This is a genomic window from Duncaniella muricolitica, assembly GCF_910574735.1.
In the GTDB taxonomy this organism is placed as follows: domain Bacteria; phylum Bacteroidota; class Bacteroidia; order Bacteroidales; family Muribaculaceae; genus Duncaniella; species Duncaniella muricolitica.
Genome location: NZ_CAJTCF010000007.1, coordinates 1 through 12,611, shown reverse-complemented (window position 1 = coordinate 12,611; position 12,611 = coordinate 1). Strand labels below are relative to the sequence as shown.

Genomic DNA, 12,611 nt, shown 5'->3' with positions numbered 1-12,611 from the left:
TTCTGTCCTTTTGAAACTTTTGTATCTCCCTTTTTGTATCCCCCGGAATTATGAAAATCAAGATTTGCGGTCTTTCCGACCCTGACAGCATACGGCAGATAGCCCTTCTGCGCCCCTCCATGATGGGCTTCATATTCTATGCACCATCCCCGCGCAACGCCTGCGCCCTCCTTCCATCGGTAGTCAACGCCCTGCCTGCCGATATAAGCCGCGTCGGAGTCTTTGTCGACGCCCCTGTGGACCACATACTTCACACCGCCTCGCGTTACGGCCTCGACACCGTCCAGCTCCATGGCAAAGAGACACCCGACACATGTCGCGAACTCCGCCGGGCAGGACTTCGTGTCATGAAAGCCATCGGTGTGAACAAAGACATCGCCTGGACAGACGTCAGCCCATATGAAGGAACTGTCGACATGCTCGTGCTCGACACCCTCACAGCCAATCACGGCGGCTCGGGGCGCAAATTTGACTGGAGTCTGCTCAACAGCTATCCACTCTCCACTCCGTTTCTGCTGAGCGGAGGCATAGGTCCGGATGATGCCGAAGCCGTAGTCAAAGCCATCTCCGCACTGCCCCTCATGGCCGGCGTAGACATCAACAGCCGTTTCGAAACTACGCCCGGCTCAAAAAATCCTCAGCTTGCAGCCTCATTCATCAACCGGCTAAACGACTCTAATCTCTAAAAAACTGCTAACATGAATCGTCTTCAATCACTCTTCTCACGCAAATCCTCCGACATACTCTCTGTATTTCTTACCGCCGGCTTCCCTCGCCTCGACTCCACCGTCGAAATCATACGTGAGCTCGACCGCCGTGGCGTCGACATGGTAGAAATAGGAGTGCCCTTCTCCGATCCCATGGCCGACGGCACTGTCATACAGCACAGCTCCTCCATAGCCCTTGACAACGGCATGAGTCTCTCCCTACTGTTTGATCAGGTGGCCGAAGCCCGCAAAGAAGTCAAAGACATGCCATTCGTGCTCATGGGCTATCTCAACCCCATGCTCCGCTACGGCATCGAACGAGTCTTTGCCCGTTGCCGCGAGACAGGCATCGACGCCATAATCATCCCAGACTTGCCGTTTGCCGAATACATGCGCGAATACAAACCGCTCTGCGAGAAATATGGCATCGACCTCATCATGCTCATCACACCCGAAACATCGCCCGAACGAATACACCTCATCGACGAGCACTGCTCGGGATTCATCTACATGGTGTCGACGGCTTCCACCACCGGCACCAAAGACCGCTTCACCGACGAACAGACCGCTTACTTCCGGCGCATAGCCTCGATGGGCCTTAATCATCCCCGGCTCATAGGCTTCGGCATCTCCACACCCTCCACCATGGCCGACGCATGTGCCAACTCCTCGGGAGCCATCATCGGTTCGCTCTTCATCAAATGTCTCAAGCGCAACCCCACTCCCGCCGAAGCCGTAGCCGACCTCCTGGCTACAATTTATTAGAGCATAGACAAAAATTTAGGGTCTGAAAAGTCACTGCCGACTTTCCAAACCCTAAACTTTAAACTCTAAACTCTAAACTTCAATTAGCCATACTGTATCGTACCGTCCGAGTTGCGATACTGGTCGAAACTCTTCTCATACTGGTCCATGGCGCGGAGGCTCATACCCATGCTGGAGAAACCACCGTCGTGGAAGAGATTCTGCATGGTCACCTTACGTGTGAGGTCAGAGAACATCATGATGCAATAGTCGGCACACTCATCTGCAGTGGCATTGCCCAGAGGCGACATACGGTTGGCAAAGTCCATGAGCGAATCCATACCCTTGACACCGCTGCCGGCAGTGGTGGGAGTGGGCGACTGAGAGATAGTATTGATACGCACGTGCTTCTCGCGGCCGTAGATGTAACCAAAGCTGCGGGCAATTGACTCGAGCAGAGCCTTGGCATCGGCCATGTCATTGTAACCAAACATGGTGCGCTGCGCTGCGATATAGCTCAGAGCCACGATGCTGCCATATTCGGCGATGGCATCAAGCTTCTTGGCGGCCTGGATCATCTTGTGGAACGAAACAGCCGAAATATCGAGAGTCTTGTTGAGCAGGTCGTAGTCTATATCATCATAGAGACGTTTCTTTCTTACGTTGGGCGACATGCCGATTGAGTGGAGCACAAAGTCGATTTTGCCGCCGAGCACCTCCATCGACTTCTCAAATACCATTTCGAGGTCATCGACATTGGTAGCGTCTGCAGGGATTACCTCGGCATTAAGTTTCTCGCCGAGCTTCGACACATCACCCATGCGCACAGCCACGGGGGTGTTGCTGAGAGTGATGATTGCGCCCTCTTCCACAGCCTTCTCGGCTACCTTCCAGGCGATACTCTTGTCGTTGAGCGCGCCGAATATCACGCCACGCTTACCTTTCAAAAGATTATAACTCATAAAATAATGATTAATCGCACACCGGCCCTAAGGCCTCATAGCAAGCATGCGAATGTTTGTTTTTCATAAATTTCGCCGCAAAGTTACAAAAAAATCCCCACCCTCACAACCCCGGGTCTTCCCGAAGCACGGCCGGCGAGGTCTTTGTCTACGGCACGCGCCTCTGCTCAGCCTCGCCCGAAAGCACCCGGATTGACTCCGAATTTTTTCTTGAACGCCCGCTGAAAGTAATGCACATCGGCATATCCGCACATATCCGCCACCTCTGCCACAGCACGGCCGTCGCCAAGCAACTGCCGGGCACGCTGCATACGCTCCTCAATGAGTAGCTGGGCAGCCGTGATGCCGAGCTGAGCGCGCAGATGACGGTTGAGCGTTGAGCGGCTTGCCGCTGCCGCCACTGCCATATCGTCCACATTAGCCTCAGGGTTATCAAGATTTTCCTCGATATATTTTCTCACCCTGTTGAGAAAAGCCGTGTCTTCGGGCTTTTGATCAGGATTCAGCGGAGGCATCTCATACTCTCCGTCAGCCTCCTCTGCCACCGCCGTCATCTCTGTCGAGACCGCATCGCGCTCCCTCAGCAGAGCCATATATTTATCAAGCAGCTCGCGACGGTGACGATTGACATTCCTTATATAAAATAAAGTATACACAATCGCCGTCACAATCCCCACAGCCAAGACCGTAAACAACAACCGCGCCCATATAGTCTCATACCAATAATAAGGCACCTCAATCTTCAGCTCGGCCACATTATCGACCCAACGTCCGTAACGGTCGGTCGACTGCACCTCGAGCCTGTGCGTGCCGGCCGACATGTTGAACAGGGTCACGCTGCGCGTGCGGTCAGCCCCGGTCCACGGCGAGCCGTCAAGACGCGTGCGGTAAAGTATATCTCGGTTGTCGGTATAGTCGATTGCCGCGAAGCTCACCGTCATGTTGCGGTGTCCGGCAGGGATTTCAATCATCCCGCCCGGCATGGGGGCAAAACACTCCGACTCTCCGTTGACAAGATATGATGTAAACACTATCGGCGGCACATAGTCACGCCCGTAAATGCTCTCGGCTGTGGCTACATAAGCCCCCTCTCCGGCCCCGAACACCCACGTCCCGTCGGGCAGGCACAAAGGTGTGGTCTCGGCAAAACGGCAACTGTCGCCCCAGAATGTGCGGCTGAGAGTCTGAGTACGCCCCGTGACAGGGTTATAGGCCATCACATTGTCACTCCCTGCTATCATCAGCAGCGAGTCGCTGTGAAGAGTCATGGCGTTGACAATATCGCTTGTCAGCGAAGAGCCCGACGTATTGATATGAGTGAACTCGGGGCTGTCAGAAAAGAGCACCTCTTCATCTATGACATCAATGCCCGAGCTCTCGGTAGCCACATACACACGCCCGCGGCTGTCCTGCGCCAGACTCATCGTGGCATTACTGCACAGGCTCCCGGCCACACTGCCGTCGCGGCTTATGCGACGCAGCTTCACCTCGCGACAGTCATCCGTATCGATACTCCCTATCAATAGCCCGTCGGTTGTGGCGGCTATCAGACGGTCGGACGGCGTTATGAGCAGCCGGCGCACCCTGTGTCCGCCAAGCGAGGGCGAGACCGACGGCCTGCCGGCTCGCGGATTGTCGATACACTTCACTCCGTCACCATACGTCGCCACCCATAGACGACCCCGGCGGTCCTCCTTTATATCATATACGGCATCGTCGGTCACACTCTCACCTCCATATTTCATGAGAGCCCCTGGTTTACCTCCTATCCACACGTCACCTGCCGAAGTCTGAAATATGCAATAGGGAGCTGTGGCAAGATGCATGCTGTCGACAAGCATACCGGTGCAATCATACCTACGTACACACCTGTCAGTCCGCGTGCCCACCCACAACACACTGTCGCGGTCGAGCATCAAGGCCCGCGGATGTCTGTCGGAAGTTCCGGCAAGTATCAATGCCGGATGACGCAGTGTGTACCGTTTGTTAAGCCCCTGATGATTGCCCGACCAGAAATTGCCCTGACGGTCATAAAAACCCCGCCATGGTCGTCCCATGCGTCCTCTAAGCGAGTCTTTTCGTTCAGACGGGATGTCCTTGAAAGAATATGTGCCAAGGTCAAACTCATAGATATCCTCGTCGGTGCGGCACAATATGTTGCCCTCGTCTGACAGGAGTATGTCGCGTATGCGGTTAGTGCTTATCGACACACGGTCGCCCGGACGTATCTGCACACGATGGAAATCATATCCGTCATAACAGTTGAGTCCGTTCCATGTGGCAAACCACAACAGGCCGTTGCCGTCCTGCAAACCCCACCCTACACTCGTGCTCGACAATCCGTCGAGAGTGTCATAGTGCGTCACACGCTCCGGCTCCCGCACTCCGGCCGACATCGGCATCACGCTCGACAGCAAAAAAACGATTATGGCTGACAGACTGTTTTTCATGGCATACATCACACTGATTTCACCCCAAAAGTAAGAAAAAAACGCCGTTTCACCTACTTTTGACCTACTTTTGACGCTTTTTTCACAATGTTTGACCGTTTTTTCCGTACCATCCAAATCGGTCTGTAATAATTTTGCAGTCGGAAAAATAACCTTAATTCTAACTGTATATAATGAAAATGACACAGACCGACACAATGTCAAAAAGCGGTCAGGCAAGGCGGCTATTACTCGCTGCCGCAACTGCCTTAGGCTCGCTCGCCGCCATGGCTGCCGAGCAGACCACCGTGGCCCACTGGGAATTTACCACAGGCTATGACGAAGTCAAAAACGGCAACACCGTAACCTACACTCCCGACAACTCGGGATGGGCCGCATCGGCCAACCAAAAATGGAGCGACATGCGTCCCTGCTTTCTTCCAAACTCCTGTGCCCTGACACCCGACGACTGCAAAGTGACACTTCACACAAGCGACGGCAAATGGCAACTCACCTCAAGCGGCTCTACACCCAACTATCTGCTGCGCCTCAACACGGCATCAATCACACGTTTTACATCTCCTGACGATTATGCCGACGCTACAAAGCACGACCAGTATTTCGAGGTATCGATGCCCACGACGGCACTCTCCAACGTGAAACTCAACTTCTCCATCGGCGATGGCTCCAGCTCCTCGACACGGTTTGGAGTGGTCTACTCGGTCGACGGAGGCACCACCTGGACACGCCTTCAGGACTATACGGCCGCAAGCCATTGGAACAAATATGAAGACGCTGTCTATACTCTCGAAGCCGACAACAAAGAGAGCCTCATCGTGCGCATGCTCATACAGTCGGCCACCAAGACCAGCAACTATAATCTCAAATATCTCAACATTATAGCCGACGACTTTCAGGCTCCGGTGCTCGAACGCATAATTCCTGCCGACGGAGAGACCGATGTTGTGCCTTCAGGCAAGATCGCACTGCTGTTCAACGAGAGCGTCAAGGCTGTCGGCAATGCCGCAGGCGTGCTGACCAACAATGCCACAAAGGCTTCGCAGCAGATATTGCCGGTCATCAACAACACACGCGTGACATATGAGTTTGACAACCTCGACCTGTCAGCCTCCTACACATTCACTGTCCCGGCCAACTCGTTCTCCGACATGGCCGGCAACGTGTGTGCCGTCCCGTGCATCACCACATTCACCACCTCGGCCTCACGTCCGGTGCCGCCTCCGGTGCTCGACAGCAAAAACCGCCTGTGGTACAACCGTCCGGCAGCCTACTGGGAGGAAGCCCTCCCCCTCGGCAACGGTCGTCTCGGAGCCATGGTGAGCGGCAGTGTGGCCGTTGACACACTCCAGCTCAACGAAGACACTTTCTGGGGACAGTCGCCCAACACCAACCTCAACGCCAACGCCCGTTCCGTACTCAAGCAGGTGCAGGACTACATCTTTGCCAAAGACTATGTGTCGGCCCAGAAACTCGCCATCCCCAACTGGATGTCACAAGCCTCGCACGGCGCGCAATATCAGGCCGCCGGCTGTGTGCTCATCGGTTTTCCCGGTCACCGCTATGACGACAACGAAGCCGGAGCTACTGTCGACGCCCGCGACGCCCAGGCCTATGTGCGAGACCTCGACCTCTCCAATGCCGTAGCTACCACATCATATATAGTCAACGGTGTGACATACACACGCGAGGTATTCACCTCGTTTGACGACAATGTGACCGTGATGCGCATCGAGGCCTCTCAACCCGGCCGTCTCGACTTCAACGTATGCTTCGCCGCCCCCATAAAGACCAATATGGCCAAACTCGGAGAATATAAAATCACCCCCGACGGCATGATAATGGCCTCGCTCGTTCCGGCCAAGACCCAAAGCGAGAATGTGGACAACAAGCTCAACTGCTACACATTCATCAAAGTCATAAACGACGGCGGCACACAGACAGCCTCCGCCACCCTTCCCGTAATCCAGCAGGGACTCGTTGCCGCCAACGGGTCGGCTCCTTCCATCGAGGTAAGCAACGCCACGAGTGCCACCATCATTATCTCGTCGGCCACCAACTTTGTCAGTTACAATGACATCTCGGCCGATGCCAAAGCCAAGGCCCGGGAATATATTGACACCTATCTTGCCAAAAACAAGGACTATGCCACGACCCTTGCCGACCACACCGCCAAATACAGCCGTCAGTTTGGCCGCGTGAGCCTCGACCTCGGCAATAATCCCGACCAAGAGGTCAAGGACACCGAGCAACGCATCAAAGAGTTCTATGCCGACAGCAACGACCCTGGCCTGGTGTCCAACTATTTCCAGTTTGGCCGCTATCTGCTCATAAGCTCCTCTCAGCCCGGCTCCCAGCCGGCCAATCTTCAGGGCATATGGAATCCCAACGCCCGCCAGTATCCCGCCTGGGACTCCAAATACACCGCCAACATCAACGTCGAGATGAACTACTGGCCCGCCGAGGTGACCAATCTCTCCGAGTGTCACAACCCGTTTGTCGAAATGGTAAGAGACGTTTCGGTGACGGGTGCCGAGACCGCCTCCAAGATGTACGGTGCCCGCGGATGGGTGCTCCATCACAACACCGACCTGTGGCGCACCACAGGTGCGGTCGACAACGGCCCGGTAGGCGTATGGCCAACATGCAACGCGTGGTTCTGCTCACACTTGTGGGAAAAGTATCTTTTCTCGGGCGACAAGGCTTATCTGGCCGACGTATACCCAATGCTCAAAGGCTGCTCGCAGTTCTTCCAGGACTTCCTCGTCAAAGACCCGACCACCGGCTATATGGTGGTGTGTCCGTCCAACTCGCCCGAAAATCATCCCGGACTCGGCTCCTACACCACCGACGAAGGCAAGACCATGAACTGCTCGCTATTCGGAGGCGTGGCCATGGACAACCAGATGGTCTATGACGTGTTGAAAAACACTGCCGAAGCCGCCCGCATACTCGGCAAAGACCTTGACTTTGCAACCGAACTCGATCTACTCAAAGCCCGTATCACCCCATACAAAATAGGAAAATACGGACAGGTGCAGGAATGGCAGGAAGACTGGGACCGCGAGTCGACATCCCACCGCCATATCTCTCATCTCTGGGGCGCATATCCCGGCAACCAGGTATCGCCCTACGGCAACCCCACCATCTATCAGGCCGCACTAAAGTCGCTCATAGGCCGCGGTGACGCTGCCCGCGGATGGTCAATGGGATGGAAAGTGTGTCTCTGGGCCCGTATGCTTGACGGCGACCACGCACTCTCGATCATACGAAACCAACTGCGCCTCGTGTCACCCGACATCACCATGTCAGACCCCAACGGCGGAACGTATGCCAACATGTTTGACGCCCACGCACCCTTCCAGATTGACGGTAACTTCGGATGCTGCGCCGGCATAGCCGAAATGCTGCTGCAATCCCACGCCGGATTTATCCACCTCCTGCCGGCTCTCCCCGCCAAGTGGGCCAAAGGCTCTGTGACAGGTCTGCGGGCACGAGGAGGCTTTGAAATCACCGATCTCTCATGGGCCGACGGCAATGTCGACAAGGTTACAATCCTCTCGACCATAGGCGGCAATCTGCGCATACGCTCCAACTCGCCGCTGAAAATGGCCGACGGCACTCCGCTCGCTCTGGCCGAAGGCGAAAACTCCAATGACATTACCCGTCCCTACGTCATGCCCGACCCGATAGTGGTCAATCCTGGCAAAATCCCCGAGACAAAACTTCCCGAGACATATCTCTATGACATCCCGACCGAGGCCGGACAGTCAGTATCACTGGTTCAGACCTCAACCGCCATCAGTGAAATTACCGCTCCGTCAATCTCCGATGACACCAACACTGACCGCTACAATCTGCTCGGACAAAAAGTCTCAGCCGACTACAAAGGTGTCATAATAACCAAGGGTAAGAAATACATCAACCGCTGAATATCATCTGTCGCTCCGATTTTTACTGTGGAGATGACGCGACTATGACCTGAAGGCCGGATGTCTGACTAAGAAGAGTCGGCATCCGGCCTTTGTTTTTCTTCTTTCGCTTCTCTTCTCTGGCCTTTCTTCTGCGGCCGACTTCGACACAACATCGGCCTGTCACAATTTTTATCAATGTGGAAGCTGCCCTGTGAAGACGCTCGCCCCAGCATCCTTTCCCGGTAAACCATCCGTAAACAACTCCGATACAAATACTGATCTTCCTGCCAAATCCCGCCAAATCGCATCTTCTCCCGACAACATCCGATGTCAGACTATCTATCATCTGTCGGGGCACTTCGACCTCCTCGATCACAACGCCTGACTCAGCCTCCACGCTCTCAACCGTGACCTCGCCACACTGCGACACTTCCGTCCCTGTCACAACGGCACACTCTTCGGCCGGCACATCGGGCTCGACCGCCTTTGACTCCAGCTCAGCCTCACGACAGGCCATCTCTCGCCCGCGGCGCAGACGAGACGCAGCCAGACGGGCCGCACACTTGTCAATCCTCGTCTTAAACTCAGTCCACACAGCTACATCAACGTCACTTCCGGGCACAAAATCGGCATCCTCGATATAGCTGTTCACCGCAAACATCGTGGCCATAAACACATCAGCCGACAACCGGGCCGCCCCACATACGGCAACAAAATCATCAAACACAGAGCCTACGACCGACTTGCTGATACGTCCTCGTCCTTTGACATCATCCGCTTCGGCGGCACTCTTTCTGACAGCATATCCTGAATTCTTCTTCATAACGGCTAAATATAATTTTCAGATAAAAACTCACCACAAAATTACACCCGCCACCCGGCCTGAATGATGCGATAATGTCGCTTGTAAGCATAAAAATAAAATGATGTTTCACAACAGACTGCAATCTTGCCAGATTGAAATATTTTAACTATATTTGCTCACGACTCTCTCCTAATGGCATGTAGGATATTGTAAAACCATTATCACTAAACAGCCTCTCCCTCAGCCATGAAACCTAGTTTCTACACCCGCACCCATAAGATACTCCGATATCTTGCCATAGCCGTAGCCTTATGGTATGGCGGATGGATGGTGACGGCTCTGTTTTTCGGATTTCCGATACCGCGTGGCACAAAGATTGACCCGGACTACAACTCCTATTACAAAAATATCCGTGGAGTCTACGACATCGACGCCCCGACATTCCGCCCCATTGACGACAAGACTTTTGAGGATAAAAACTACATCTATACTATCAAAAACAATGCCTGGGCACAAGATGACCCGTTTGAGCGGAAGAAAAAACATCCATAAACCGCCGTGGAGAGAAAACATTCCGTGAATGGATTGTGTTTTATTAACAAATTAACAACATAAAAAAACATTCATTCTCCACTGTTATGTTCTCTCAGAAACGCGGAAACATGCTTCATGGAGTGCTGCTCATAGCACTGTTCTCATGCGCGGCATTCTACATCGGCAGCGCGCACATATTCACCGCACTGTCCATCAGTCCACTGATTATAGGCATCATACTTGGTATGATATATGCCAACATGTTGCGAATGCACCTGCCTGACACATGGGTGCCCGGAATACAGTTCTGCGCCAAGCGTCTGCTCCGTATCGGCATTATCCTATACGGCTTCCGACTCACATTTCAGGACATAGCCGCCGTAGGCATAGCCGGAGTGGCAGTTGACGCTATCATAGTCACTGTCACAATCATCGGCGGATATTATATAGGCAAACTCCTCAAGATGGACCCCGAGACGGCACTGCTCACCTCGGTAGGCAGCGGCATCTGCGGAGCGGCCGCAGTGCTCGGCACCGAAGCCACCATACGCTCACAGCCTTACAAGACCGCAGTAGCCGTAGCCACAGTAGTGATATTCGGCACCATAGCCATGTTTCTCTACCCGGTGGCCTATCGCTCCGGCCTCATGCAACTCTCACCCACCGAGATGGGTATATTCAGTGGCTCCACACTCCATGAGGTGGCTCACGCCGTGGGAGCAGGCAACGCACTCGGCGACCAGATAGCATCGACAACGGTGATTGTCAAAATGATACGCGTTATGATACTCGTGCCGGTGCTGCTCATACTCGGTGTCTGGGCAGCCCGACGCACACGCCGCGGGACCTCCAACTCGACAGGCGAAAAGGGCAAAGTGGCCGTGCCGTGGTTTGCTTTCGGCTTTCTGCTCGTAATCGGCATCAATTCCCTTTCAGTATACCTCAACAGCCTCAGCACACCGATGGGTATCCCGGCTTTGGGCATTGACCTCATAAACTATATCGACACCTTCATGCTGACAATGGCTATGGTAGCTCTCGGAGCCGAGACAAGTTTTGACAAGTTCAAGAAGGCGGGAGCCAAACCATTTATCCTCGCCGGTATCCTCTTCGTCTGGCTCATCGGCGGCGGTTACTTCCTCGCCAAATACCTTGCCCCGCTCATGATGTAACCCGACAGGCACACCAAGACTATCTCCATAATACCCGAAACAAAAAAGCATCCGGCCTTAACCATTCTACTGGTCAAAAGCCGGATGCTATTCATTATACAAGCCTGATTTACAGGCAAGCAACCAGCGTGGAATATCAATAATGGAAATTCCTTCATAGTCACTCTCCTCGTGACGGGTTCTTGCAAGGAGTATCTTTGGATACGCATCACGAATCTGCAACAATGGCTCTACTTCCCGGCGGAATGTATCTTCACCGGAAATGTCGTCACTGACCTGAATGTATAATTTCTCATTGCCTTTCATTGCAACAAAGTCAATCTCTTTCTGATACAGCTTGCCTACATAGACATCATATCCGCGTCGTAGCAGTTCTATGAAGACTATGTTCTCAAGCATACGCCCCCAGTCCATATTACGTTTGCCAAGTACCGCAAAACGAATGCCGGTATCTGCAAGATAGTATTTACTGAGCGACTGAAGATAGGTCTTACCCCTCACATCATACCTTCTGGCCTCATAGAAGACAAAGGCGTGGCAGAGATGGTCGATATAACTGCCCACTGTCTTGTAGTTGGTCTCAGTGCCATTTGCGACAAGGATATTGCTGATATTCCTTGACGATGATATATTGCTCACATTATCCATAAGGTATTCAGCGACCTTTTTTAGAAGTGTCGCACTTCCCAGCCGATATTTCTCTACAAGATCCCGGATAAGGATTGTGTCATAAACATCCCGAATGTACTTCTCTTTGTCAGAGTCGTTTTTATAAGTATATGAACCTGCAAGTCCTCCAAGTTTTATATAACGCTCGAAATGTTCATCATAATCTCCGCCAATATCGAAATAGGCACAGTACTCCTTGAAGCTAAATGGATAAACGTGAATCTCCATGTGTCGCCCTGTAAACAGTGTGGCAAGATCACTGCTCAGAAGAAACGCATTCGAGCCGGTGAGATAGATATCGTATTTTTCATCTGAGTGCAGACTGTTGATAGCCAGCTCGAATTTTTCACATAGCTGAACCTCGTCAATCATCAGATAATTATTGACTCCATCCCGATATTTTTCCTCTATATAGTCGTTGAGAGCATGATACTCTTTCAGATGTTCAAACTTGATTTTTGTCAGGTCAATATAAATGATGTTTGCGGTGGCATCTGTTTTGACTATATAATCAGAGAACGCTCCTAACAGTTTGGATTTGCCGGGTCAAGCCGAAATGGCGGTGCATGGATTTTGAGAAAAGTGTTAAATTTGCGGTATGAAAACCGCAGATGCAATATGGATGTGCCTGCCCGAGGGCATGGACGAACTATTTGA

Annotated in this window: 9 protein-coding genes; 5 read left to right on the top strand and 4 right to left on the bottom strand. The window is 52.9% G+C overall.

Annotation, left to right across the window (positions count from 1 at the left end; translation table 11 throughout):
• Positions 1-50 precede the first annotated feature (50 nt).
• Both QGT73_RS02685 and trpA read left to right on the top strand, forming a co-directional pair.
• Entirely contained in the window at positions 51-686 is a 636-nt protein-coding gene (locus QGT73_RS02685; RefSeq protein ID WP_280121312.1) for a phosphoribosylanthranilate isomerase, read from the top strand.
• A 12-nt stretch (positions 687-698) separates the two neighbouring features.
• The gene (gene trpA / locus QGT73_RS02680; RefSeq protein ID WP_280121311.1) at positions 699-1,472 is read left to right on the top strand and encodes a tryptophan synthase subunit alpha; all 774 of its coding nucleotides are present in this window, start codon (positions 699-701) and stop codon (positions 1,470-1,472) included.
• A gap of 83 nt (positions 1,473-1,555) precedes the next feature.
• On the opposite strand, the gene QGT73_RS02675 is transcribed toward trpA, so the two are convergent.
• The gene (locus QGT73_RS02675; protein ID WP_123616010.1) at positions 1,556-2,413 is read right to left on the bottom strand and encodes an enoyl-ACP reductase FabI; all 858 of its coding nucleotides are present in this window, start codon (positions 2,411-2,413) and stop codon (positions 1,556-1,558) included.
• A 167-nt stretch (positions 2,414-2,580) separates the two neighbouring features.
• Positions 2,581-4,863: a helix-turn-helix domain-containing protein gene (locus tag QGT73_RS02670; RefSeq protein ID WP_280121310.1), complete on the bottom strand. Its 2,283-nt coding sequence runs from the start codon at positions 4,861-4,863 to the stop codon at positions 2,581-2,583.
• Between the two features lie 173 nt (positions 4,864-5,036).
• On the opposite strand from QGT73_RS02670, the gene QGT73_RS02665 reads away from it, so the two are divergent.
• The gene (locus QGT73_RS02665; RefSeq protein WP_280121309.1) at positions 5,037-8,792 is read left to right on the top strand and encodes a glycosyl hydrolase family 95 catalytic domain-containing protein; all 3,756 of its coding nucleotides are present in this window, start codon (positions 5,037-5,039) and stop codon (positions 8,790-8,792) included.
• A 22-nt stretch (positions 8,793-8,814) separates the two neighbouring features.
• On the opposite strand, the gene QGT73_RS02660 is transcribed toward QGT73_RS02665, so the two are convergent.
• Positions 8,815-9,597 carry a hypothetical protein gene (locus tag QGT73_RS02660; RefSeq protein ID WP_280121308.1) on the bottom strand — a complete coding sequence of 261 codons (783 nt, stop codon included), beginning with the start codon at positions 9,595-9,597 and terminating at the stop codon, positions 8,815-8,817.
• Between the two features lie 228 nt (positions 9,598-9,825).
• Here QGT73_RS02660 and QGT73_RS02655 point away from each other — a divergent pair, with 228 nt between their 5' ends.
• Positions 9,826-10,131: a hypothetical protein gene (locus QGT73_RS02655; RefSeq protein ID WP_280121307.1), complete on the top strand. Its 306-nt coding sequence runs from the start codon at positions 9,826-9,828 to the stop codon at positions 10,129-10,131.
• A gap of 86 nt (positions 10,132-10,217) precedes the next feature.
• Positions 10,218-11,285, top strand: a complete 1,068-nt coding sequence (locus QGT73_RS02650) for a YeiH family protein (protein ID WP_280121306.1) — start codon at positions 10,218-10,220, stop codon at positions 11,283-11,285.
• A gap of 87 nt (positions 11,286-11,372) precedes the next feature.
• On the opposite strand, the gene QGT73_RS02645 is transcribed toward QGT73_RS02650, so the two are convergent.
• Positions 11,373-12,485 (bottom strand): ATP-binding protein, encoded by a 1,113-nt coding sequence (locus QGT73_RS02645; protein WP_280121350.1) that lies wholly within the window; start codon positions 12,483-12,485, stop codon positions 11,373-11,375.
• Positions 12,486-12,611 lie beyond the last annotated feature (126 nt).

Bases quoted from the DNA above. Each gene is read 5' to 3' on its own strand.
- QGT73_RS02685 (WP_280121312.1), top strand. From the start codon at position 51: ATGAAAATCAAGATTTGCGGTCTTTCCGACCCTGACAGCATACGGCAG.
- trpA (WP_280121311.1), top strand. From the start codon at position 699: ATGAATCGTCTTCAATCACTCTTCTCACGCAAATCCTCCGACATACTC.
- QGT73_RS02675 (WP_123616010.1), bottom strand. From the start codon at position 2,413: ATGAGTTATAATCTTTTGAAAGGTAAGCGTGGCGTGATATTCGGCGCG.
- QGT73_RS02670 (WP_280121310.1), bottom strand. From the start codon at position 4,863: ATGAAAAACAGTCTGTCAGCCATAATCGTTTTTTTGCTGTCGAGCGTG.
- QGT73_RS02665 (WP_280121309.1), top strand. From the start codon at position 5,037: ATGAAAATGACACAGACCGACACAATGTCAAAAAGCGGTCAGGCAAGG.
- QGT73_RS02660 (WP_280121308.1), bottom strand. From the start codon at position 9,597: ATGAAGAAGAATTCAGGATATGCTGTCAGAAAGAGTGCCGCCGAAGCG.
- QGT73_RS02655 (WP_280121307.1), top strand. From the start codon at position 9,826: ATGAAACCTAGTTTCTACACCCGCACCCATAAGATACTCCGATATCTT.
- QGT73_RS02650 (WP_280121306.1), top strand. From the start codon at position 10,218: ATGTTCTCTCAGAAACGCGGAAACATGCTTCATGGAGTGCTGCTCATA.